Consider the following 24,164-nt stretch of genomic DNA (forward strand, 5'->3'; position numbering starts at 1 on the left):
TCTCCTAGTTCAGCCCTTGATGCCGGTCTGCGCGATTCCCTGGACCAGCCAGCGCTGGAGGAAGAGGAACACGAACACCAGGGGCAGGATGGAAATGGCCGTGGCCATGAAGATCAGATGGAAGTTGACGGTCTGGTTCGTCATGTACGAGGACAGCGCCACCTGGACCGTCCAGGCGTCGGGGTCCTGGCCGATGACCAGCGGCCACAGGAAGGCGTTCCAGCCGCTGATGAACGTGATGGTCCCGATCGCGGCGAAGAAGTTGAGGGAGTTGGGCACGACGATGCGCCAGTACGCGCCCCAGTGGCCGAGCCCGTCCATGCGCGCCGCCTCCTCCAGTTCCTTCGGGAACCCCAAGAAGTACTGCCGGAAGAGGAAGCACGTGAAACCGCTGAAAAGCCCCGGAATGATGAGACCGCGAAGACTGTCCACCCAGCCGAGCGAGGACACGAGCACGAAGCTCGGCACGAAGGTCACGGCGGAGGGGACCATCAGGGTGACCAGCACCGCGTAGAAGACCTTGTCGGCGTGCCGGTACGGGATCCGCGCGAGGCCGTAGCCGGCGAGCGAGCAGACCAGCAGGGTGCCGAGGGTGTGCAGCACCCCGACGACGGCGGAGTTCCACAGGGAGCGGGCGAAGGGGACGGTGGGGTCGTCGAACAGCTCCGCGATGTTGCCCCACTGGAGATCGGTGGGGAAGAACTGCCAGTTCTCGCCGGTGATCTCGGCGTCGGTCGACAGGGCGTTGCGCACGAGCAGATAGAAGGGGACCAGGAACAGCAGACCGGCGACCCCGGTGGCGACGTACAGGCCCGTACTGCCGGGGGCACCGCCGCGGCCGTTCCGCCGGCGTCCTCCCGGCGCGGCGGCGCGGGTTCCCCGGCCCTTGGTGGCGGCGGTCATCCGGCGTCCTCCCCGCGTCCGAATCCCATGAACCTGCCCTGGAGCAGGGTCACCGTGCAGATGAGCAGCGTGAGGATGACCGCGCCCGCGCTGCCCGCGCCGTAGTCCTGCGCCTGGCCGAGCGCCGTGTAGTACAGCTCGACGAGCGGCGGGCGGCCCCAGGTGGTCTTCGAGAGCAGGTTGAAGAACTCGTCGAAGGCCTGGTAGGCGGCCACGAGGAGCAGCAGGATCACGGCCGTCGAGGTGGCGCGCAGCTGCGGCAGGGTGATGTGGCGGAAGGACTGCCAGCCGGGCCCGGCACCGTCGATCGCGGCGGCCTCGTAGAGCTCGGGCGGGATGTTCTGCAGGGCGGCCAGGAAGAGGATCATGTAGAAGCCGGCCTGGAGCCAGAGCCGCGCGGTCACGACGACCAGCCAGTACCAGGGCGGGTCGGGGTCGGCCAGCCAGGCGATGTTCTCGGCCCCGAACCAGCCGAGGACGGTGTTCATCAGCCCGAAGCGCACTCCGCTGAAGACGGACATCTTCCAGATCAGCGAGGCGGCGACGTAACTGCAGGCGGTCGGCAGGAAGAACACCGACCGGAAGAACGCCCGCATGAACCGCAGCCGGTTCACCAGCAGCGCGAGACCGAGGGAGAGCGCCCAGGTCAGCGGCACGATGAGGGCGGCGAAGACGGTGAACGTCACCAGCGAGCCGGTGAACTTGCCGTTCTCCAGCATCTGCCGGTAGTTGTCGAGGCCGACGAACTTGTCGGGGGTGACGGTGAAGCGTGCCTCGAAGAAGCTCAGCCACAGGCTCCAGCCGATCGGCACGTACACGAAGACGATCAGGCCGATGAGGAAGGGGCCGGTGAAGAGCCAGAAGTTGAGGGTGTTCCCGCCCCGCCGGAACCGTCGCGGCCGGGCCTCGGCGAGCTCGGCGGGGGCGGAGCGGGGGACATCGTGCGTGGTGGAGGTCGACATGCCGGGGTCCGTCCGCCGGCCTATCCGAACAGCTTCTTGAGCTCGCGGTTCACGGTCACGTCCGCCTTGTCGAGCGCGGCCTCCGGGTCCCCGTCCTTGCGGACGCAGTCGGCGAAGACGTCCTCGAGCGCGGTGATCATGGACTGGGTCCAGCCGATGTTGTCGAAGTGCCCGTACTCACCGAAGAGCTTGACGCCTTCGGCGGGCAGCCCCGACTTGAGCTTGCCGGCGGACGCGGCGAGCGAGGAACGCGGCGGGATGTGGAAGCCGTACGACAGCGACCAGTCCTCCTGGTACTTCTTCCGGTCGATCCACAGCCACTTCACGTACTCCTTGGCCAGGTCGACGTTCTTCCCCTTGGCGTTGACGAACATCGACCAGCCGCCGTTGTAGACGGACGGCTCGCCGGAGTCGGTGACCTTCGGGAAAGGGAACACGCCGATGTCGTCGCCGAGCGCCTTCTGCATCTGCGGCATCGCCCACATCCCGCAGAACTGGATGGCGCACAGGCCCTGGTCGATCGCCGACGGGTCCCAGTAGTCGGCCGGGGCGTCGAGGAGCAGATGGCCGCTGGTGAACAGGCCCCGCATCTTCTTCAACCCCTCCTTGACCCCCTCGGTGTGGTACGCGATCCGGTTCTTCTCGTCGAGGGTGTCGGCGCCCGCGGACCAGATCATCGGGTTGATGACCGCGTGCAGGTCGTTTCCGATGAACAGGCCCTTGACCTTGTCGGTCGTCAACTTCCCCGCGGCCTCCACGAGTTCGTCGAGCGTGGTCGGCACCTCGACGCCGGCCTTCTCCAGCAGGGAGGGCCGGTAGAAGAAGAACTGCGGGTCGTCGATCATGCGGACGCCGTAGATCTTCCCGTCGACCGTGTGCGAGGCGATGTCGGCCGGGTTGAAGTCGTCCTTGACCGGATCGACGATGTCGCTCAGGTCCGCCACCTGACCGCTCTTGACGAGCTGGATCTGCGGGTGGAACTCGAAGACGTCGGGCGCGTTCTTCGTGAGCAGCGAGGCGAACAGCTTGCTCTCGAAGTCGCTGCCGGTGATCCACTGCGTGGTCACCTCGGCCTTGTCGTAGGCCTTCGCGTACCGCTTGATGGCCTGCTCGGTGCCCGCCTCCCCGTAGGCGTGGAAGTACTGGACCAACTCCTTGCCCGAACTCCCGCCACCGGAACGCCCGTTGTTGCTTCCGCAGGCGGCCAGCGGCCCGAGGGCGGCGAGGCCGGCGGCGGCCCGCAGTACGGATCGACGGTCCCAGTTGCTGCTCAATGCCGACATGGTGACGTCCTTGTCTTGTGGGCGGTTCGAGTGCGCTGTGCATGCTGGTTGCGTGCGGCCGCGGGCCGAATTCGCCGTGCGGTGCGGGACGTTAACCTTCCGACAATCCTTCGGCAAGGGGTTGGACGAAGTCGGTGCGAAGCGTTGCCGGGGGTTCGGGATACCGGACGGCGCGGGCCGGAATCAACCGGTGCGGCACGTCACGGCCGTCAACTCACATGAATGAAGCGGCACTTGTGCCGAACCGGGCCGTCGGGGCCGATGCCGTCCTCACGCCGAAGGCGCTGTGCGGCTCCTGGCGGCGGTCCGCCCGGCCGGCCGCCGGCCGACCGACCGGAGCGCCCCTTCGAGGGCGAACGTGGCCGCGCCCAGGCAGACCGGGTCGGTCGGGATGGGGGAGAGGACGATCTCGGTGGCCGCGAGCGGACGCCGCAGCGCGTGCCGGGCCACGGCCTCGCGCACCTCGCGCAGCAGCGGTTCCCCGAGCGCGGCCGCGACCCAGCTGCTCAGCACGACCACCTCGGGGTTGAGCAGGTTGACCAGGTCGGAGATCCCGGCGCCGAGGTAACGGGCGGTGTCGCGCACGACCTCGACGGCCACCGGGTCCCCCGCGGCGACGCCCGAGGCGAGGGCGTCGATGGTCGCGGTCTGGTCCTCCGGGTGCAACAGGGTGCTCCCGGGGCTCGCCTCCCGCAGGTTCAGCATGATCCCGGGAGCCCCGACGTACGTCTCCACGCAGCCGTGATTGCCGCAGTGGCACGGCCGTCCGTCCAGCACGAGGGTGGTGTGGCCCCACTCGCCCGCGCTGTTGCTGACCCCCCGGTGCAGTCCGCCGCCGAGCGCGAGACCGGCGCCCACGCCCGTGCCCAGATTGACCACGACGGCGTCGCCGCGGCCGCGGGCCGCGCCGAACCACAGCTCGGCGACCGCGCAGGCGCGCAGCGGGTTGTCGAGGTGGAGCGGGTAGGCGATGTGCTCCGCGAGCAGATCGAGCAACGGCACGTCGTGCCAGTCCCAGTTGGGCGCGTACTCCGCGACCCCGGTGTCGCGGTCGACCTGCCCGGGGACGCTGACGCCCACGCCCAGGACCCGGGCGCCCTCCACCCCGGCCTGCGCGACCACCGAGCCGACGGCGGCCGTGACGTGCCCGACCACCTGCTCCGGGCTGTTCTCGCCGGGGCGCATGTCCTCGTCGGCGCGGGCGAGCACGTTCAGCGCCAGGTCGAACAGCTCGGCCCGGACGTACGTCTCCGCGATGTCGACACCGATGAGGGCGCCCCCGGCCGCGTCGACCGCCACCAGCCCCCGCGGGCGGCCGCCCGCGGAGTCCTCGAACCCGACCTCGGTCAGCATCCCGAGGTCGAGCAGTTCGCCGACGAGCGTGGCGACCGTGGCCAGGCTCAGCCCGGTCGCCGCCGCCAGCTCCTGCCGCGAGGTGGGGGACTCGGCGATGATCTGGCGCAGTACCTCGTACCGGTTCGCGGTGCGGATGTCGCGTGACGTACCGCGTCTCATGGGACTCCCCCTCGCTCCCGGGCACCGGCCGCCGGACGCGTCGGCCCGGCGCCGCGCCAGGCTATGGCTCGCCGGGGACATTCGACAAGGGGTTAGGAAATGGGGTGGAGGAAGGTCAGGACGGGGAGCCGAGGAAATCCCGTACGAAGGCGTTGGCGAAGGTCCCCGCCGGGTCGAGCTCCTCGGCCAGCGCCCTGAACGCGTCCAGCCGCGGCGACCGTTCGCGCAGCGCCTTTGGCGGGACGGTGAACACCTTGCCCCAGTGCGGCCGTGGTCCGAACGGCTCCAGCGCCCGCTCGACCTGCCGCACCACCGGCAGTACGGCCCCGGTGTTCTCGATCCAGGTGAAGTGCACCGCCACGGTGTCCCGGCCGTACGCCGGACTCAGCCACTGGTCGTCGGCGGCCACGGTCCGCACCTCGCAGATCTGCAGCACCGGCGCGATCGCCGCGCGGATCGCGTCCAGGGCGTGCAGCGTCGCCATGGCGTCCGAGCGCGCCAGCAGGTACTCCGACTGCAGTTCGGCCCCGCTGCTCGGGGTGAACTCGGCCCGGAAGTGCGGCAGTCGCTCGTGCCAGGGGCCGGGGACCCCCAGTTGCTCGGTGCAGTTGCGGGCGGGCATGCCCGGCACCGGATGCATGGCCTCGGTCGCGGGCTCCGCCCACGGGAAGTCGGGCGACGGCCGGTCCGTGCGCCGCTTGAGCCACACCTGGCGGAAGCCGGGCCGGCCCCAGTCGGTGAACAGGCTCACGCTGTACGCGGACGCCGCGACCGCCTCGAAGTCGAGCCCTTCCAGAGGGAGTTCGGTGAAGACGTGCTGGCTCACCCCGAAGTCCGGTTCCAGGTCGAGGGTGAGCGCGGTGACCACACCGAGCGCGCCCAGCGAGGTCACGGCACCGCCGAACCGCTCCTCGCCCCGGCCGATCACCAGGGTGGAGCCGTCCGCCGTGACCAGTTCGACCTCGCGCACGGCGGCGGCGAGCGACCCGTTCGTCACCCCGGACCCGTGGGTGCCGGTGGCGACCGATCCCGCGACCGAGATGTGCGGGAGCGAGGCCATGTTGTGCAGCGCGAGTCCGTGCTCGTGCACCCGGCGGGCGAGCTCGGCGTACCGGACACCGCCCGAGACCCGTACCGTACGGGCCGCCGTGTCGACGTCCACCGAGGGCGGCAGCCCGGTCAGCGACAGCAGGACGCCGCCGGGGCCCGGTTCGGCGATCTCGTTGAACGAGTGCCCGCTGCCCAGCACCCGGACCCGGGAGCCGCCCGCGACCAGGGCGCGCAGCGCGTCGAGCGAGGAGGGCCGGTGCAGTTCCCCGGCCGTGTACGTGATGTTGCCGGCCCAGTTGGTCAGGGTCCGAGTCATCCCTGTCGTCCCTCCCCGGGGAGTCGTCGTACGTGGCCGGTGCGCCGGCCACCCGGGGAACGTACCCCGCCGGTCCGACCGGGTGGCAGACCCGCTCCGTTGACCCTCCCACGTGGCCCGGCCTAGCGTAGAGAGCGGTTGCTGTCGCCGGTGTCCCCGAAGCGGAAGGCCACGTCCTTGCCCGAGCGTCCCGTGGTGAGACCGTCCGGGCGTCCCGTGGCGATGTTCGCCATGACCGCCGAGAACGTGCCGCGGATCTTCCCGCCGGACATCCTCGCCCGGCTGCGCGAGCTGGTGGACGTCGATCCCTCGTTCGTGGCGGGCGACCTCACCGGCCCGCGGGTCCGAGCCCGCCTCGCGGACACCGAGATCCTGATCACCGGCTGGGGGTGCCCCGTGCTCGACGCGGCCGCGCTCGACGCGGCCCCGAAGCTGCGGGCCGTCCTGCACGCCGCCGGTTCGGTGAAGGGCTTCACGACGCCGGCGGTGTGGGAGCGCGGCATCGTCGTCTCCTCGGCCGCCGCCGCGAACGCGCTGCCCGTCGCCGAGTACACGCTCGCCATGATCCTGCTCGCGGGCAAGGACGTCTTCGCGCACCGGGAACGCCTGCGCGCCGAACGGGCCTTCCCCTACGGCGAGATCCTCCCCGGCATCGGCAACTTCGGCCGCCGGGTCGGCGTCGTGGGCGCCTCGCGCATCGGCAGGCGCCTCATCGAACTGCTCCGCCCCTTCGACCTGTCGGTGAGCCTCGCCGACCCCTACGTGGACCGGGCCGGGGCGGCGGCCCTCGGCGTTCCCCTGCTGCCGCTCGACGAACTGCTCGCCGGCAGCGACGTCGTCACGGTCCACGCCCCGGGGACCCCGGAGACCCGGCACCTGATCGGCCGCCGCGAACTCGCGCTGATGCCCGCCGGATCGGTCCTCGTCAACACCGCCCGCGGCTCCCTGGTCGACCACGACGCCCTGATCGAGGCGCTGCGCGCCGGGCACGTCAGCGCGATCCTGGACGTCACCGACCCCGAGCCGCTGCCCGCCGACTCCCCGCTGCACGACCTCCCGAACGCCTTCGTCACCCCCCACCTGGCCGGATCGCAGGGCAACGAGGTGGCCCGCCTCGGCCTGACCGTGCTCCAGGAGGCCGAGCGCCTGCTGTCCGGGAGGGCGCCGGAATTCCGGATCGGCCCGGAGGACCTGGAACGGACCGCCTGACGACCCGCTCCGGACGGCCCGGAGGCCCGGACGGCCCGGCCGGCAGCGGGCGGGCCGGGCCGGCAGGCGAATCGGGCGCCTGGGACCGGGGCCGGGCCGGGCCTTCAGCCGACGGGCCGGTCCTTCAGTCGACGGGCCGGGCCAGGAACGCCTCCGTCGCCGCCACGAACCGCGCCGGATCGTCGAGCCACGGGAAGTGCCCGGCCCCGGGCTGGACGACCAGCTCGGCGCCCGGGAACAGGGCGGCGACCCGGGCCGTCGCCGGGGGCGGGGAGTTCAGGTCGACCTCCCCGGCGAGCACCAGCACCGGGGACGCCAGGCGGGCCAGCGCCACCCGGGTGGCGTCCGGGTCGAAGGCGCCGTCGGAGAAGCGGGCCGCGGCCTCGTGGTTCTTGTGCCCGTCCTCCGCGTCCCGGTGCGCCCGCGCGGCCTCGTCCCAACGGCCGTACCAGAAAGGGGCGATGGCGCGGAACGAGTCGGCGTCCCCCTTTCCGGCGACAAGCGCCTCGAGCGCCGCGAACGCCTCGGGGAACCACGGCTCGTCCTTGCGGAGCAGCGCCGTCTCCCGCCTGACCTCCGGAGTGATCTCGATCCCGAGGGCGAAGACGCTCGGCGTGATCAGCGCGAGGCGCCCGACGCGCTCCGGGTGGCGCTGCGCGTAGAGCACGGCGAGATTCGTCCCGGCGGAGTGCGCGAGCAGGTCCATCCGGTCGAGGCCGAGGTGCTCGCGCAGGGCCTCGACGTCGTCGACCTGCCGGTCGCAGCGGTACGAGGCGGGGTCCGCCGGGACCGCCGACCCGCCGGTCCCGCGCGGGTCCGCCATGATCAGCCGCCGGTGCGCGGACAGCCCGCCCAGGTTCCCGAGGTACGCGCGGTCCTGCATCGGTCCGCCGGGCAGACACACCAGGGGCGGGCCGTCCCCGGAGGTGCCGAAGGCCAGCTCGGTCCCGTCGTACGCGGTGAAGGAAGACATGGTGGCGACTCTCGCAGCGGCGCCCGGACGGAGCAAGCGAGATCCCGTGCCGCGGCGGTCCCGGGCGGCACGGGGGACCCGGCAGGGCCGATGTCCGGGCGGGGGCATACCGTGAGGAGTCGAACACGACAGACGAAGCAGGTCGGGAGCGAGGAGAACGGGATGGGCAGCCGCACCGCGCTGGTCGAGGATCTGATGGAGCGGTTCCCGCACGTGCCGCGGGAAGCCGTCATCAAGGAGGACCTGCTCCGCGGGGGCGTGGCCTTCGACGCGTCCGCCCTCAGCGACAACGAGGGCGGCGAGGTCAAACCGAAGTCGTACTTCATCTTCTCCTTCGACCACGGCACCCTGCCCGAGCTGGGCGAGGCCGCGCTCCGGCGCCCGCCCGAGGAGATCATCCTCACCGGCGGCCCGTACGGGCTGCGGCGCACCGTCGTGTCCGTGCGCGTCAATCCCGCCTCGCCGTACCGCGTCGCCGCCGACGACGAGGGCGTCCTCGGGCTCTACCTCGACGGGAAGCGGATCTCCGACGTCGGGGTGCCGCCGATGCCCGAGTACTACCGGCACACCCTCTCGAACGGGAAGTCCGTGATGGAGGTGGCCCCGACGATCCAGTGGGGCTATCTGATCTACCTCACCGTCTTCCGGGTCTGCCAGTACTTCGGCGCCAAGGAGGAGTGCCAGTACTGCGACATCAACCACAACTGGCGCCAGCACAAGGCGGCGGGCCGCCCCTACACCGGGGTCAAGGACGTCGAGGAGGTCCTGGAGGCCCTGGAGATCATCGACCGGTACGACACCGCGAAGGCGTCGACGGCGTACACGCTCACCGGCGGCGCGATCACCAAGACGGTCGCCGGACGTGACGAGGCCGACTTCTACGGCCACTACGCCAAGGCCATCGAGGAGAGGTTCCCCGGCCGCTGGATCGGCAAGGTGGTGGCCCAGGCGCTGCCGCGCGACGACGTGCAGCGGTTCAAGGACTACGGCGTGCAGATCTACCACCCGAACTACGAGGTGTGGGACCGCCGGCTGTTCGAGCTGTACTGCCCCGGCAAGGAGCGCTACGTCGGCCGGGACGAGTGGCACAAGCGCATCCTCGACTCCGCCGAGATCTTCGGCGCCCGCAACGTGATCCCGAACTTCGTCGCGGGCGTGGAGATGGCCGAGCCCTTCGGCTTCACCAGCGTCGACGAGGCGATCGCGTCGACGACCGAGGGCCTGCGGTTCTTCATGTCGCACGGCATCACGCCCCGCTTCACCACCTGGTGCCCCGAGCCGACCACCCCGCTGGGCAAGGCGAACCCCCAGGGCGCGCCGCTGGAGTACCACATCCGTCTGCTGGAGGCCTACCGCGCCACGATGGACGACTTCGGGCTCAAGTCGCCGCCCGGGTACGGCGAGCCCGGTCCCGGCCGCGCGGTCTTCTCCGTCAGCTCCTTCATGGACAGCCTGCCCGCGCAGGAGCCGGTCTCCCAGGTCTGATCCGGCCCACCCGCACGGCCCACCCGCACGGCCCGGACGCCACGTCGGCGTCCGGGCCGTGCGCGTCGTGCCCCGGTGCCGCGCGCCGAGAAGTGGCGGGTCCTGTGAAGGTCGGAGTGATCGGTTCCCTTCCGGTGCGCCTTCCGTACGACACTCTGGCCACAGGAGTCCCGGCTCGGGCGACGGGATCCCTGGCCCGGGCGACGAGAGCCCTGACCCGGGGACCGGGTGTCCGGACCCGGACCGCCACGGCCCGGAGGCCCGTTCCGTGATCGCGCGAACGCATGATGTGACTACGCCGCTTGTCAGTTGTGTCGAAGGCGTGAAAAGCTCTGGCCCGTTGTTTGAGAGAACCCCCAACTCCCTCTGAAAACGGGCGAGTTGGGCGTTGTGTGACGTTGCACATGGAAGCAGTGGATGCAGGAGCCCCCCATGCCAGACCTGCCGACCCCCCAGAACGCCGCCGAGGCCGCACTGTTCTCGGAATGCTGGGACGCGGTCCTGTCGTACGCCGACCTGTGCACGTCCGGCTCCGCCGCGGCCACCCAGCTGGCCACCGAGGCGTTCACCCATGGCATCCATGAGGCGCGCTCGACCACGGCCCGCACGAAGAATACCGGCCGCAGGAACCCCCAACTGCCCCGGATACCCCTGCTGCTGAACTCCGTCCGGACCACCGCCGCCGCCTGGGAGGCGCACGGCCAGGGACACCGGCTGGACCCGGACCTCAGGCTGTGGCTCAACTCCGAGAAGGCCGCCCGCTACACCGGGCCCCCGCTGCACCGCCCGGTCGCACTGCGCGGCCTGAAGGATCTGCAGGAACCCGACGCGGCCCTGTTGTGGCTGGTCGAGGTGGAGGCGCTCCCGCTGCCCGCGGTGGCCCGGCGGCTCGGCCTCGACCCGGTGGCGGCCGCCGAGGAACTCGGCCAGGTGCGGACGCTGTTCAGGGACCGGTGCCACCGCAACCACCTCGACACGCCGATGGACGCGGACTGCCGCAGCTACGCCCGGCTGCTCGACGCGGTCACCCGCTCGCCGGGCGCCGAGACGCCCGAGGACCTCTCGCGGCACCTCGCCAGGTGCGTGGAGTGCGCGGAGGCCGCGGCCTGTCTGCGGCTGCACGGCGGCGGGCTGCCCGCGGCGCTCGCGGGCGGAGTGATCGGCTGGGGCGGCCTCGCCTATCTGGAACGCAGGCGCCGCGCCGCCGAGGCGGGGCTGTCCGGCGGGCGTACGGACGCGGCCGCGGACACCGGACTCGCCGAGATCAAGGAGGCCGCGCCCCGGATCGGCCGCACCGGACTGCTGGTCGCCGCCGTCATCGTCTCCGGCCTCGCCCTCACCGTCTCCCTGATGCCCTTCGGCACCGGGGACGACCGCGGCGTCTCCGCGCGCGGGAACGCCGCCGACCGCCGGCCGGTGGCCGACCCCGCAGTGTCGTCCCCGGCGGCGACCACCCGCGTCGAGGGCTCGCTCGTCTCGCCCGGCCCCGTGGCCACCGGCGTCGACACGGGCTCGAAGTCCGACCCCGAACCCCAGGGCACGCCCTCGTCCCCGGCCCGTGCCACCAGCAAGGCCCCGGGCTCCAAGGGCTCCAAGGGCTCCAAGGGCTCCACGAAACCTTCCGGCTCCACGGAGGAGCCCGCGTCCTGCGAGGTGAAGTACGCCGTCGTCGACCAGTGGACGGACGGCTTCCAGGCCAGCGTCACGGTCACGTCCGCCAAGGCCCTCGACTCCTGGCGGATCGGCTGGGCCTTCGACGACGGCCAGCGGGTCACGCAGATGTGGGACGGCACCGTCGCCCAGGACGGATCCCGGGTGACCGCCGACGCCAAGGACTACAACAAGTCGGTCGCCGCGGGAGGCTCCTTCGCCGTCGGCTTCCTCGGCACCTGGCACGACGGGAACACGTCCCCGGACGCCTTCACCCTCAACGGCGGACGCTGCACGACGGCTCACTGAGCCCGCGGGTCCCGCCGGCCCCCGTCCGGCCTCGACGGGGCCGGACGGGGGCCGGACCTTTAATTCGGTTGACGGGCCCGACGGGGTCCCGGATACAGTTCACGCGTCGGCTTCGAGGCATCGGCTTCGAGCGAGATCCAGGAGGTGTGACCGATGGCTGTCTTTGCGACGGGCGCTGCCCGCATCCAGAAGTTCATCAAGTCCACCTCCGTGGCCGCCGGCTGACCTTCCTCTTCTTCTTCGCGCCGCAGTGCGCGTCGCCGGGGCCGCCCTTGTGAAGGGTCTCCCTTGACTTCCAGCTCCGCTTTTTCCACCCCGTCCGCCTCTCTCGGACTCTCCCCGCTCGCTCCGTACGGCTGGGACGACGCCTGGGCGGACGAGTTCGTCCCCTACGACGCCGAGGGGCTCGTCGCCGGACGCGTGATCCGCGTCGACCGCGGTCAGTGCGACGTCGCCACCGCCGACGGCGTCATCCGCGCCGACACCGCCTTCGTGACCCCGCACGACCCGATGCGCGTCGTGTGCACCGGCGACTGGGTCGCCGTCGAACCGGCCGGCACCCCGCGTTACGTGAAGGCGTATCTGCCGCGCCGCACGGCCTTCGTGCGTTCCACCTCCTCCAAGCGGTCCGAGGGGCAGATCCTCGCGGCCAACGTCGACCACGCCGTCGTGGCCGTCTCGCTCGCCGTCGAACTCGACCTGGGCCGCGTCGAGCGGTTCCTCGCGCTGGCCTGGGAGTCGGGCGCGCAGCCCGTGGTCGTCCTCACCAAGGCCGACCTGGTCCCGGAGGCGGCGACCCTCGCGCACCTCGTCCAGGACGTGGAGACCACCGCGCCCGGGGTGCCCGTGCTCGCCGTCAGCTCCGAGACGGGCGAAGGGCTCGACGTCCTGGAAGCCGTGCTCGCCGACGGCACGGCCGTACTGCTCGGGCAGTCCGGCGCCGGCAAGTCGACCCTGGCCAACGCGCTGCTGGGCATGGACGTCATGGACGTGCAGGCCACCCGTGACATGGACGGCAAGGGCCGGCACACCACGACGACCCGCAATCTGCTCGTGCTGCCGGGCGGCGGTGTCCTCATCGACACCCCGGGGCTGCGCGGGGTCGGACTGTGGGACGCCGAGAGCGGGGTCGGGCAGGTGTTCTCCGAGATCGAGGAGTTCGCCGCCGACTGCCGCTTCCAGGACTGCGCCCATGTCGCCGAGCCCGGATGCGCGGTGTTGGCGGCCGTCGACTCCGGCGAGCTGCCGGAACGGCGGCTGGAGAGCTACCGCAAGCTGCTCCGCGAGAACCAGCGGATCGTCGCCAAGACGGACGCGCGGGTGCGCGCCGAGATCCGCCGTGACTGGAAGCGCAAGGGGGCCGAGGGCCGCGCCGCCATGGAGGCCAAGCGCGGGCGCTGGTAGCCGGGACCGGGGCGGGCGGCGCGGAGGACGCGGATTCCCGTGCCCTCCGCCCCGCCCCGTCGGACCCGACCTCGGCTCCGCCCGCCCCGCCGGGCCCGACCTCGGCTCCGCCCGGTCCGCCGGGTTCCGCCCCGGGCTTGTCCTGGTTCCGCCCGGTCCGCCGGGCCCTGACCCGGCTCCGCCCCCCGCCTCGTCCCAGCTCCGCCCCGGTTCCGCCCGGTCCGCCGGAGCACCTGGTGGTGCGGGCGCGGACCGTCGCCGGGGCCGGGACGCCATGTCCGATTCCCGCCAGCCCCGTCGTCCGGGCCGGACCACACTGGAAGGGTGAGTGACGAGGGCACCAGGTACGAGGACACCAGGCACGAGGACACCAGGCACGAGGACACCAGGTACGAGGCCGTGCGGAGCCGGGACGCCCGGTTCGACGGGGAGTTCTTCTTCGCCGTGCGGACGACCGGCATCTACTGCAGGCCCAGCTGCCCGGCCGTGACGCCGAAGCGGCGCAACGTGCGGTTCTACGCGACGGCCGCCGCCGCGCAGGGGTCGGGCTTCCGGGCCTGCCGCAGATGCCGCCCGGACGCGGTGCCGGGCTCGGCGGCCTGGAACGTACGGGCCGATGTCGTCGGCCGCGCCATGCGCCTGATCGGCGACGGGGTGGTGGACCGCGAGGGCGTCGGGGGCCTCGCCGCACGCCTCGGGTACAGCACCCGCCAGGTCCAGCGACAGCTCACGGCGGAGGTCGGCGCGGGTCCGGTCGCCCTCGCCAGGGCCCAGCGGGCGCACACCGCGCGGATACTCCTCCAGACCACCGAACTCCCCGTCACCCAGATCGCGTTCGCGGCCGGGTTCGCCAGCGTGCGCCAGTTCAACGACACGATCCGCACGGTCTACGCGTCGACGCCGAGCCAGTTGCGCGCCGCGGCGCCGCGCACCGCCCCCGCCGCCCGCGGCGCGGCCACCCCCGCCGCGGGCGTCCCGCTCCGGCTCGCCCACCGGGGCCCCTACCGGTCCACCGCCGTCTTCGACCTGCTGGCCGCCGAGGCCGTCCCGGGCGTCGAGGCCGTCGCCGGCAGCCGGGGCCGCCGCACGTACCGCCGGACGCTCCGGCTGCCGTACGGCACGGGAATCGTGGCCGTCGAGGAACGGCCGGGCACCGCGGCGGTCCGCCACCGTGCCGGCGGGACGGGCCGGACCGCGGGAGCACCGGACCCCGGCGCCGCCCACCCCGGCGGCTGGCTCGACGCCCGGCTGCACCTGACCGATCTGAGGGACCTCACCACCGCCGTGCAGCGGCTGCGGCGGCTGTTCGACCTCGACGCCGATCCCCACGCCGTCGACGCGCGGCTGGGAGCCGACGCACGGCTGGGTCCGCTGGTCGCCGCGCGGCCGGGCCTGCGGTCGCCGGGCGCCGCCGATCCGGACGAACTGGCGGTACGCGCGCTGGTCGGGAGGGCGGAGGCCGAGCGGCTGGTGCTGCGGTACGGGAAGAGGCTGGACGCCGAGTGCGAGACGCTCACCCGTCTCTTCCCCGAGGCCGCCGTGCTCGCGGAGGCGGAACCCGGCGGCCCGCTCGGCGCGCTGACCGCGGCCCTGGCCGACGGCACCCTGCGACTCGACCCCGGCGCGGACCGCGAAGAGGCCCGGGTGGCGCTGCTCGCGCTGCCCGGAATGGACGAGCGCACCGCCGCCGTCATCCGCACCCGGGCCCTCGGCGACCCGGACGTGGCCCCGCCCGGCGTGGACGCCCCGGACACCTGGCGCCCGTGGCGTTCGTACGCCGTCGGGCATCTGCGGGCGGCGGGAGAGCTGTGACCGCCGGCCCGCGGTCCCGGCACCGGCGGTGCGGGCGTTCAGTCCTCGAGGCCCCAGCTGTGGATCCTCCGGGGATGGATCCGGATCAGTTCCTCGCTGAAGTGCGGGCCCAGGTCGTGTGATCCGGTGAGGAGCTCGGCCTCCCCGCGGATGTCGACGCCCCGGACCTTCCACGGCCGGAGGCTGACGACGTCGTCGACGACGAGGGCGACCTTCGGGTTCTTCTGGAGATTGCGCCATTTCTTCGTGGTGCCCATCGAGTAACCGCCGATCAGGATCGTCCCGTCCTCCTGCGGGAAGAAGCCGACGGGGTTGGCCTGGGGCTGTCCGAGAGGGTCGACGGTGGCCAGCCGTCCCAGCCGCTGCGACCTCAGATACGCGCGCTCGGCCTCACTGAATTCGGTCATGGCAGCACCCAAACACGCCCTCGCTCCCCGGCGCATCGGGTTCCGGTCCTAGGACCGGGGGAGGAGAACCGTTCCCGTCCCGGCCAGTCCCGTCCCGGCCGGTCCCGTCCGCCTCCGTCCTCCCCGCGCGTGCCCGTTCGGACGCGCCCGGCGGTGTGACGACGCGATGCGGGCGCCCGGGGCCGGGGAATCGATCGCCCCATGACCCGCGTGATCATGTTCCGGCGTCTTCTCGTCCCCCTGGTGACCGCCCTGCTCCTCACCTCGGCGGGGGCGACCGCCGAAGCACGGTCCGCGCCCGGCCGGAGCGCTCCGGAGCGGGCCCCGGCCCCGACGGGGACCTGGACGGGGACCTGGGAGGCCGCGGCCTCCGGCACCCTGTCCGCGCTGCCCGGCGCCTCGGTCCGCAACGTCGTCCACACCAGCGTCGGCGGCCGGGCCGCGCGGGTCCGTCTCTCCAACCGGCTCGGCACGCGAGCGCTCCGGCTCGGCGCCGTGACCCTGGCACTGCAGCCGCCGGGCGAACCGGGGAGCCCCCGGGCCGTCGCGGACTCCGTGCGCGCGGTCACCTTCGCCGGGGCCGCGTCGGTCACCGTCCCCGCCGGCCGGGACCTCGTCAGCGACCCCGTCGCCCTGCCCGTCCCCGCCGACGCCAACCTGCTGGTCTCGGTGCACACCCCGGCGGACTCGGGCCCGGCGACCTGCCATCACTCCGCGCTCCAGACCAACTTCATCGCTCCCGCGGGCGACCGGACCGCCGAGGAGAGCGGCGCCGCCTACACCGCCACCGTCGGCAGCTGGTACTACGTGACCGGCGTCGACGTGCTCGGCGCCTCCGCGGCGGGCAGTGTCGTCGCGCTCGGCGACTCGATCACCGACGGCACCGGCTCCTCGCCCGGCGCCAACCACCGCTGGCCCGACCGGCTCGCCGCCCGGCTGCGCGGGCTTCCCGCGCACCGCAGGCCCGGCGTCCTCAACGCGGGGATCTCCGGGAACCGCGTCCTGCTCGACGGCCGGGGCCCGAGCGCGCTGACCCGCCTGGACGCCGACGTCTTCTCCCGTACGGGCGTCCGGGCGATGATCGTGCTGGAGGGCGTCAACGACATCAAGGGAACACCGGAGCAGACGGACCCCCGCGTCCTGGAGGACGCCTACCGGCTCGTCGTGCGCCGCGCCCACGCCCGCGGCATCAGGGTCATCGGCGCCACGATCACCCCGTACGGCGGTCATGCCGCGTACACCCCGGCCCGGGAGGCCGTGCGGCGGGCCGTCAACGCCGCCGTCCGCACGCACCGGATCTTCGACGGGGTGGCGGACCTCGACGCCGCCGTCCGCGACCCGGCCCGCCCGGACCGGATCCTCCCCGCCTACGACCCCGGAGACCATCTGCACTTCAACGACGCGGGCGCACGGGCCCTGGCCGGCGCGATCGACCTGCGGTCCCTGCTGACACCGGACAGGCCCCAGTCCCGCTGACACCGGACAGGTCCGAGCCCCACCGACGCCAGGCAGGTCCCGGCCCCGCTGACGCCGGACGGGTCCTAGCCCCAGATCACCGCTCCCAGCCACGCGCCCATGATCAGCAGGCAGGCGAAGAGCTCCGTCAGCACGCTCCAGCCGCCCGCCCGCATCGCGGTCCGCACCGAGGCCTTCGCCGGGCCGTGTCCGCCCAGCCGCAGCCGCTCGCAGAGGTAGATCCCGCCGATGAAACCGGCCACGGCACCGACCACCGGGACCAGGAAGAACCCGAGGAACGACCCGCCACCCGCGTACACCGCCATCCGGGTGGTGGCGCCGCTCTCGCGCAGTCGTCGTGGCGGCAGCATCCAGCGGATCGCCTGGGCGAGCAGCAGGACCGCGGTCGAGGCGACGAGGACGACCCAGGACACGGGCTGCGGGTAGCTCAGCGCCCACCACAGCACCGCGGACCAGACGAGCCACGACCCCGGCAGACCGGGCACCAGTACTCCGACCAGGCCGAGCAGGATCACCACGCCGACCAGCAGGAGTTCCCACACTCCCATCTGCCCAGCCTGCCCGAGCGGACGGGAGGGCGCAGGTCAGCCCCGCGCCACCCAGCCGCGCTCGTACGCGTGCCAGCCCAGCTGCAGCCGGGTCGTCACGCCGGTCAGTTCCATCAGGTGCTTGACCCGGCGCTGCACCGTCCGCAGACCCAGGTCGAGCTGTTTGGCCACGCTCGCGTCGGTCAGCCCCGCGAGGAGCAGGGAGAGGATCTCCAGGTCGGTGGTGTCCGGGCCGTCCGGTTCCTGCTCCAGCACGCCCCGGCTGCCCAGCCGCAGCGGCAGCGCGTCCCGCCACACCGACTGGAACAGCCCCGACAGCAGCTCCAGGAGTCCGCTCGCGTGCACGACCAGAGCGGCCGGCTCCGCGGTGTGCGAGGTGAGCGGCACCATCGCGAGCGTCCGGTCGGCGATCACCAGCCTGGTCGGCACCCGGTCCACGACCCGCACCTGCTCGTCACGGCCGAGCGCGGCGGACAGCTCGGTGATCCCGCCGGGCCGGGCGAGGACGGACCGCTCGACGACCACGCGATGGCGGACACCCCGGCCCGCGGCCCGGTCCCCGGCGTCGTCGTCCACGCCGGGGACCGCCCCGGGGCGCCGGTGACCAGCGCGCACACCTCCTCGCGGGCGCTCATCCCGAGCTGCAGGAAGCGCTGCGAGACCGCCGCGGCGCCGACCACCACCTCGACCAGGTCGTGCACGGCCGGTTCGCCCGCCGCGCCCCGGTACTCCTCGGCCAGCAGCGCGGCCGCCAGTTCGGCCTTCTCCAGCTCGTGGCGCCGCTGGGTGAGCAGCGCGCCGAGGGCGGCCCCGGGCGGGGCGGCGACCCAGCGGCCCGGCCGCGCCGAGGACTGCGCGGCCAGGCCGCGCAGCTCCAGCCGGCGCAGGGCGCGCTCGGTCTCGTACTCGCCGAGCGTGAGCCGGCGCGCGAGATCGGGCACCTCGGCGGCGCCCACGGACACCAGCGCGCGGTACGCCGACTCGTGGGTCTCGTCCAGACCTATCGCTCCCAGCATGCGGCGGTGCTCCTCCCCGTGGACGCGTTCCCTCCGGCGGGCGGGGCCGTGGCGGGAAATCGGCCACGGCGCGAACCCGCCCCGGCACATCATCGCCGTACCCCCCGCCCCTCTGACAAGCACACGTCACCGAGGCGCCGGCCGGTGCCCACGGCGCCCCGCGGGGCGGCCGGGAGTTCGCGTGCCCGAATACGCATCCCTGTTCGGGAGTTCACCCGGTACGCCGTTCGACGGCCCGCACCTTGGCCGGTTTTTCCGGATGCCCCGTTTTCAACCGGGTGTCTCGGTGGACAATCGGGAGCATGAGCCAGCAGGGGGAGAAGCCCACCGGTCACGAGGACGACTGGTGGCGGCAGTTGTACGACGACTCCACCGAGGACACGGGGCCCGCGCCCGTGGCCGATTCCCTCGACGACCGGTTCGCGTCGGCGTCGGGGACGCTCGGGGACGGCCTTGGCGCGGGGCCGGAATCCGGGCCGGACGCCCGGTCCGCTCCGGCGCGGAGGTCCGCGCCGGAACGCGGGCCCGTGTCGCCGGACGCCAGGTCCGCCCCGGATCCGAGGTCCGCGGAGTCCGGCCCGGAGCACGGATCCGTCCGGCGGCCCGGCGCGCACGGGCCCGACGGCCCGCCGCGCCCCGCACGGCCCCCCGCCGTGCCGGAGTCCTCGTCCCCCGAGCCGGGGAAGCGGCCGCCCCCGCCGCCGAAGCGGCCTCCCGCCGTACCGGGGCGGCACCAGGACACGGCCGCCGCCGCCCGGCCCGGCGCGACCCCGCCCGGGGAGACGGCCTCCGAGGAGCGGGCGTCCCGGCCGGGCCGCTGGGAACGGGGTCCGGTGCGGGGGCCCGGCGCGGACACGGACCCGCCCGGCGGCGAGACGCCTCCGCCGGAACCCGCCTCCTGGGAACCCACCCCGTGGGAGCCCACTCCCTGGGAACCTCCCTCCTGGGAGCTCCCGCCCTCCGCTCCGGCCCCGGCCGCCCCCTCCGCCCTGCCGCCCGGCCCGAAACCGCCGGGGTTCACCACGCCGGAACCCGGCCCGAGCGCGCCCCGGGACGCCCGGGGCGACACGCCCCCGGAGCCCTCCGCCGACCGGGTGCCCGCGTCGAGGGCGCCGTCGGACGTGCCGCCGAAACCCGTGTCGGCTCCCGCGACGCCCCCAGGCCCGGCGCGCCCCGGACCCGCGGCGGACGCGCTGCCCAGCACCACCGGGGGCTTCCGGACCCCGCCGCCCGAGCGGGCTCCCGAGGACACGCCCTCGGACGGGTCCCGCGAGACGGTCCTCTCCGTCGAGCCGCCGCCATCCGCCGCTCACGTCGGCTCGCGCCCGCCCACCTACGACCCCGAACCGACCGCGCTGCCGGCCGCCGAGCCCGACGAACTCGGCGACCTGGTCGCCGACACCGTGCTGGACGGAGCGCGGTACGGGACGAGCACCCTGCGGGCCGTGTCCCTGCGCGGTGACTCCGCGCGCTACCGGGGCGAGCCGCGCCGGGACGCGCTGCTCACCGCCCGGTTCGGAACGGGCGAACAGGCGCTCGTCCTGGTGGCGATGGCGACCGGCGCGCGCGCCACCTCGGGAGCGCACCGGGCCGCGGCGGAGGCGTGCCGGTGGATCGGACAGGCCGTCGGGCGCAGCCACGAACGGCTCGCCGACGACATCAGGGCCGCCCGGCGCGGCGAACTGAAGTCGGGACTGCACCGGCTCACCGACCGCAGCCTCGGCAAGCTGCGGGCGAGCGCGGCGGAGCAGGGCGTCGAACCCGAGGAGTACACCGCGGGCCTGCGCTGTCTGCTGCTGCCCGCCGACCCCCAGTGCCGTACCCGGGTGTTCTTCGGCGTCGGCTCGGGCGGACTGTTCCGGCTGCGGGACGGCGAGTGGCAGGACATCGAGCCGCGGGTCTCCGACACGGCCGGGGAAGCCGTCGTCGGCTTCGGGTCGCCGCCCCACGAGACCCCCGAGGGCGACCGGCTCACCATGGACCTGGGCATCACGACGCCACCGAGCCCGTACGAACCCGCGCCCCGGCCACCGGGGGCGCCCTTCCGCTTCCGGGCCTCCGTCGCCCGCCCGGGTGACACGCTCCTGCTGTGCACGGGCGGCCTCGCGGAGCCGCTGCGCGGCGAGCCCGAGCTGGCCGAGTACCTGACGACACGGTGGTCGGCGGGGGAGCCGCCCGGCCTCGCGGCGTTCCTCGCGGACGCGTCGGTGCGCGCCAAGGGGTACGCCGACGACCGGACGGCCGCCGCCGTGTGGGAGGCGTAACCGCGCGCGGTGTGAATTCATGAATCCGAGGGGCGAGCCGGGGAACGGGGGACCCGGAGGCCCGAGGGATTCGAGGATCACGAAGAGGTGCGTGCAGCATGGCCAAGCAGAACGTCGCCGAGCAGTTCGTCGACATCCTCGTGCGCGCGGGCGTCGAGCGGCTGTACGGGGTCGTGGGCGACAGCCTCAACCCGGTCGTGGACGCGATCCGGCGCAACGCGGCCATCGACTGGATCCAGGTCCGCCACGAGGAGACCGCCGCGTTCGCCGCGGGCGCCGAGGCCCAGATCACGGGCAGGCTCGCGGCCTGTGCCGGCTCCTGCGGACCGGGCAACCTCCACCTCATCAACGGTCTGTACGACGCGCACCGCTCCATGGCCCCGGTGCTGGCCCTCGCCTCGCAGATCCCCTCCGGCGAGATCGGCCTCGGCTACTTCCAGGAGACCCACCCCGACCGGCTCTTCCGCGAGTGCAGTCACTACAGCGAACTCATCTCCAGCCCGAGGCAGATGCCGCGCCTCCTGCAGACCGCCATCCAGCACGCGGTGGGCCGGTCCGGTGTCAGCGTGGTCTCGCTGCCCGGCGACATCGCCTCCGAGCCCGCCCCGGACAAGACCGTCGAGACCGCCCTCGTGACCTCCCGGCCCACCGTCCGGCCCGGCGACGCCGAGATCGAGAAGCTCGTCGCGATGATCGACGAGGCGGAGAAGGTCACCCTGTTCTGCGGCAGCGGCACGGCGGGCGCGCACGCCGAGGTCATGGAGTTCGCCGAGAAGATCAAGTCCCCGGTCGGGCACGCGCTGCGCGGCAAGGAGTGGATCCAGTACGACAACCCGTTCGACGTCGGCATGAGCGGGCTCCTCGGCTACGGCGCGGCCTACGAGGCGACCCATGAGTGCGATCTCCTCGTCCTGCTGGGCACCGACTTCCCGTACAACGCCTTCCTCCCCGACGACGTCAAGATCGTCCAGGTCGACGTGCGGCCGGAGAACCTGGGGCGCCGGTCGAAGCTGGACCTGGCCGTGTGGGGTGACGTGCGGGAGACGCTGCGCTGTCTGACCCCGCGGGTGCGGCCCAAGGGGAACAGGCGATTTCTCGACAAGATGCTCAAGAAACACGCGGACGCCCTCGAGGGGGTCGTCAAGGCGTACACCCGCAAGGTCGACCGGCACGTCCCGATCCATCCCGAGTACGTCGCCTCCGTGCTCGACGAACTCGCCGACCAGGACGCGGTGTTCACGGTCGACACCGGCATGTGCAACGTCTGGGCGGCCCGTTACATCTCGCCCAACGGCAGCCGCCGGGTGATCGGTTCGTTCTCGCACGGGTCGATGGCGAACGCGCTGCCGATGGCGATCGGCGCGCAGTTCACCGACCGGGAGCGCCAGGTCGTGTCGATGTCCGGCGACGGCGGATTCTCCATGCTGATGGGCGATTTCCTCACCCTCGTGCAGTACGACCTGCCGGTGAAGGTCGTCCTCTTCAACAACTCGTCCCTCGGCATGGTCGAGCTGGAGATGCTGGTCGCCGGGCTGCCTTCCTACGGCACCGCCAACAAGAACCCGGACTTCGCGGCGGTGGCCCGCGCCTGCGGGGCGTTCGGCATCCGGGTCGAGAAGCCCAAGCACCTCGCCGGCGCCCTCAAGGACGCCTTCCGCCACAAGGGTCCGGCCCTCGTCGACATCGTCACCGACCCGAACGCGCTCTCCATCCCGCCGAAGATCAGCGCCGACATGGTGACGGGCTTCGCGCTCTCGGCGTCGAAGATCGTGCTGGACGGCGGCGTCGGCCGGATGCTGCAGATGGCCCGCTCCAACCTGCGCAACGTGCCGCGCCCGTAGGACTCCCCGGGTGCGGCGCGGGCCCGCGTTCAGCCGGTGTTCGTGAGGGCCCAGCCACCGTTCTTGTACCAGTAGTTCGGCAGGTTCTCGATGCCGCTGGTGCGGAACGGGACGCCCTGGTCGTCGATCCGGACCGTGCCGGTGCGCCCCCGCGAGGACCAGTCGAGCTCCAGGTACCAGCGGCAGTCGCAGTTCTTGGTCAGGGCGTCGACCATCAGCACCTGGGGGTCCTTCACGGACACCCGGAAGGGCGGGCGCAGGATCCGGGGGCCCGTTCCGTCGTCGCTCGCGATCGGGCGGGCGACGGGCCGGGCCGTGTCCAGATCGACGGCGAACGCGCCGACTCCCAGGTCGCCGCCGCACCCCCCGCCCGTGAGGTAGGCCCTGCCCTTCAGCGGGGCCGACCGTCCGACGACGCGCACCCGCAGTGCCTCCAGGACCACGGTCGCGTCGGACCGCCCCTGCACGGTGATGTCCACGATCGTCTCACCGCCGTGCACCCCGTTCTGCGTCCGCGCCCACGGGGAGGCGTCCTGCGGGGCCGGGGGCGGCGGCACCTGCTCGGGTGCCTTGTCGATGACGTAGGCGTGACCGCAACCGACCGCCCAGCGGTGGGAGTTCACGGTCCAGGTGAGCGGGGGACCGGCGGGGACGCGGGTGGGGGAGGGACTCGTGGACGGGCTCGGCGAGGTGGTGCCGCTGCCGGACGTGCTCGGGGCCGGGGAGCCGGACGGCCGGCCGCGCGTGGCCGAGGGGGACGCGGACGGTGTCGCCGAGCCGTGTCGCGCGCCCGTCGCCGTCGCGGTCGGAGCGACGGCCACCCGGTCGCCGGCGTCCTTCGAGGAGTGCCTGGAGTGCCCGGAGGGCAGGGCGGACAGGCTGCCCAGGGTGGCGACCAGCGCGGTCACCACGGCCGAGGTGATCACGGCGCGACGCCGGAACCGGCGTGTCCGCGGCGCCCCGGCCCGCGCCGGGTGGCCGTCCGCGGGGTGCGCGCCGGGAACGGGCGCGAGGTCCGTGACCGGCGGCAGGGCTTCGACCGTGTCCGGTCCGCTCGTGGGCGGCAGGGCGCCGTCGGTCTCCGGCCCGCTCGAACGCACCGGAACCCCGGCGACGGCCGGCCCGGCCCCGGACTCCGGAGCCCGCGCCGCGTCCGGCCGGGGCTCGGCCCCCGGAGCTTCCGTCGCGTCCGGCCCGGCCTCGGGCTCCGGGGCTCCCGTCACGTCCGGCCCGGCCTCCGACGCGGCCTCTCCCGCGTCCGGTCCGGACCCGGTCCCCGGAGCCGTCCGGGAACGTTGGCGGGCGGTCGCCGCCAGGATCCACAGCCGGTGGAGCTCGACCCGTTCGGCCGTGCTCGCCCCGCACATCGCGGCGAACTTCTCCACGGACGCGAACCCGAGCGGCACCGCCTCCCCCGAGCAGTACCGGTGCAGCGTCGAGGCGTTCATGTTCAGACGGCGGGCGAGCGCGGCGTAACTGTGGTCGGTGCGCCCCTTCAAGTGCCGCAGCAGCGCCGCGAATTCCTCGACCTCGTCCTGGGATGACACCGTTTCCTCCGCTCCCGTCCCAGGACGGCATCCCAGGCACTCCTCGAGTAAGAGGCCACAGGGCCCGGGACGGTTCCACCCTTGCGAACCCGTCCCGGCGGCCCCGTCCTAGGGCCTGTCTGACAATTCCCGTCTGCCGTGCGACGCCATGTACGCACTCTCGCCGCACCGGCCCCAGACCCGAGTACGTCCAG

At 73.3% G+C, this 24,164-nt stretch carries 17 protein-coding genes and 1 pseudogene; 8 read left to right on the top strand and 10 right to left on the bottom strand.

Going from position 1 to position 24,164, the window contains the following annotated elements; all coding sequences use genetic code 11:
* Positions 1–9: 9 nt before the first annotated feature.
* From ACICHK_RS30735 to ACICHK_RS30755, 5 genes are all read right to left on the bottom strand, one after another.
* Entirely contained in the window at positions 10–903 is an 894-nt protein-coding gene (locus ACICHK_RS30735) for a carbohydrate ABC transporter permease (protein WP_406839410.1), read from the bottom strand.
* On the bottom strand, positions 900–1,865 hold the full coding sequence (locus ACICHK_RS30740; RefSeq protein WP_406839411.1) for a carbohydrate ABC transporter permease: 966 nt from the start codon (positions 1,863–1,865) through the stop codon (positions 900–902). Before ACICHK_RS30740 ends, ACICHK_RS30735 begins: the two co-directional genes overlap by 4 nt.
* A gap of 20 nt (positions 1,866–1,885) precedes the next feature.
* Entirely contained in the window at positions 1,886–3,148 is a 1,263-nt protein-coding gene (locus tag ACICHK_RS30745) for an ABC transporter substrate-binding protein (protein WP_406839412.1), read from the bottom strand.
* 270 nt (positions 3,149–3,418) lie between these two features.
* On the bottom strand, positions 3,419–4,663 hold the full coding sequence (locus ACICHK_RS30750) for an ROK family transcriptional regulator (RefSeq protein ID WP_406839413.1): 1,245 nt from the start codon (positions 4,661–4,663) through the stop codon (positions 3,419–3,421).
* 115 nt (positions 4,664–4,778) lie between these two features.
* Positions 4,779–6,029, bottom strand: a complete 1,251-nt coding sequence (locus ACICHK_RS30755; protein WP_406839414.1) for an FAD-binding protein — start codon at positions 6,027–6,029, stop codon at positions 4,779–4,781.
* Positions 6,030–6,260: 231 nt separating this feature from the next.
* On the opposite strand from ACICHK_RS30755, the gene ACICHK_RS30760 reads away from it, so the two are divergent.
* On the top strand, positions 6,261–7,238 hold the full coding sequence (locus ACICHK_RS30760) for a hydroxyacid dehydrogenase (RefSeq protein WP_406839415.1): 978 nt from the start codon (positions 6,261–6,263) through the stop codon (positions 7,236–7,238).
* Positions 7,239–7,362: 124 nt separating this feature from the next.
* Here the strand turns inward: ACICHK_RS30760 and ACICHK_RS30765 are convergent, their stop codons facing one another.
* Positions 7,363–8,211: an alpha/beta fold hydrolase gene (locus tag ACICHK_RS30765; protein ID WP_406839416.1), complete on the bottom strand. Its 849-nt coding sequence runs from the start codon at positions 8,209–8,211 to the stop codon at positions 7,363–7,365.
* Between the two features lie 162 nt (positions 8,212–8,373).
* Here ACICHK_RS30765 and ACICHK_RS30770 point away from each other — a divergent pair, with 162 nt between their 5' ends.
* The 4 genes from ACICHK_RS30770 (at position 8,374) to ACICHK_RS30785 (ending at position 14,871) form a co-directional block, all read left to right on the top strand.
* Positions 8,374–9,696, top strand: a complete 1,323-nt coding sequence (locus tag ACICHK_RS30770; protein ID WP_406839417.1) for a radical SAM protein — start codon at positions 8,374–8,376, stop codon at positions 9,694–9,696.
* 432 nt (positions 9,697–10,128) lie between these two features.
* Entirely contained in the window at positions 10,129–11,655 is a 1,527-nt protein-coding gene (locus tag ACICHK_RS30775) for a cellulose binding domain-containing protein (protein ID WP_406839418.1), read from the top strand.
* Between the two features lie 288 nt (positions 11,656–11,943).
* Positions 11,944–13,059 (top strand): ribosome small subunit-dependent GTPase A, encoded by a 1,116-nt coding sequence (gene rsgA, locus ACICHK_RS30780; protein WP_406839419.1) that lies wholly within the window; start codon positions 11,944–11,946, stop codon positions 13,057–13,059.
* Positions 13,060–13,383: 324 nt separating this feature from the next.
* Entirely contained in the window at positions 13,384–14,871 is a 1,488-nt protein-coding gene (locus ACICHK_RS30785; RefSeq protein WP_406839420.1) for a DNA-3-methyladenine glycosylase 2 family protein, read from the top strand.
* 38 nt (positions 14,872–14,909) lie between these two features.
* Here ACICHK_RS30785 and ACICHK_RS30790 read toward each other — a convergent pair whose 3' ends face one another.
* Positions 14,910–15,278, bottom strand: a complete 369-nt coding sequence (locus ACICHK_RS30790; protein WP_406839421.1) for a PPOX class F420-dependent oxidoreductase — start codon at positions 15,276–15,278, stop codon at positions 14,910–14,912.
* A 201-nt stretch (positions 15,279–15,479) separates the two neighbouring features.
* Here ACICHK_RS30790 and ACICHK_RS30795 point away from each other — a divergent pair, with 201 nt between their 5' ends.
* Positions 15,480–16,754 (top strand): SGNH/GDSL hydrolase family protein, encoded by a 1,275-nt coding sequence (locus tag ACICHK_RS30795; RefSeq protein ID WP_406839422.1) that lies wholly within the window; start codon positions 15,480–15,482, stop codon positions 16,752–16,754.
* Positions 16,755–16,819: 65 nt separating this feature from the next.
* Here the strand turns inward: ACICHK_RS30795 and ACICHK_RS30800 are convergent, their stop codons facing one another.
* The gene (locus tag ACICHK_RS30800; RefSeq protein WP_151473425.1) at positions 16,820–17,302 is read right to left on the bottom strand and encodes a DUF456 domain-containing protein; all 483 of its coding nucleotides are present in this window, start codon (positions 17,300–17,302) and stop codon (positions 16,820–16,822) included.
* A gap of 36 nt (positions 17,303–17,338) precedes the next feature.
* Positions 17,339–18,318, bottom strand: a pseudogene (locus tag ACICHK_RS30805) (helix-turn-helix domain-containing protein).
* A gap of 302 nt (positions 18,319–18,620) precedes the next feature.
* On the opposite strand from ACICHK_RS30805, the gene ACICHK_RS30810 reads away from it, so the two are divergent.
* Both ACICHK_RS30810 and ACICHK_RS30815 read left to right on the top strand, forming a co-directional pair.
* The gene (locus ACICHK_RS30810; protein ID WP_406839423.1) at positions 18,621–20,582 is read left to right on the top strand and encodes a protein phosphatase 2C domain-containing protein; all 1,962 of its coding nucleotides are present in this window, start codon (positions 18,621–18,623) and stop codon (positions 20,580–20,582) included.
* A gap of 98 nt (positions 20,583–20,680) precedes the next feature.
* Positions 20,681–22,423, top strand: a complete 1,743-nt coding sequence (locus tag ACICHK_RS30815; RefSeq protein ID WP_406839424.1) for a pyruvate dehydrogenase — start codon at positions 20,681–20,683, stop codon at positions 22,421–22,423.
* A gap of 29 nt (positions 22,424–22,452) precedes the next feature.
* Here ACICHK_RS30815 and ACICHK_RS30820 read toward each other — a convergent pair whose 3' ends face one another.
* Positions 22,453–23,970, bottom strand: coding sequence for a helix-turn-helix domain-containing protein (locus ACICHK_RS30820; protein ID WP_406839425.1), 1,518 nt, complete (start codon positions 23,968–23,970; stop codon positions 22,453–22,455).
* Between the last annotated feature and the right edge of the window lie 194 nt (positions 23,971–24,164).

The sequence above is a fragment of the Streptomyces sp. AHU1 genome, from assembly GCF_045343905.1.
In the GTDB taxonomy this organism is placed as follows: domain Bacteria; phylum Actinomycetota; class Actinomycetes; order Streptomycetales; family Streptomycetaceae; genus Streptomyces; species Streptomyces triticiradicis.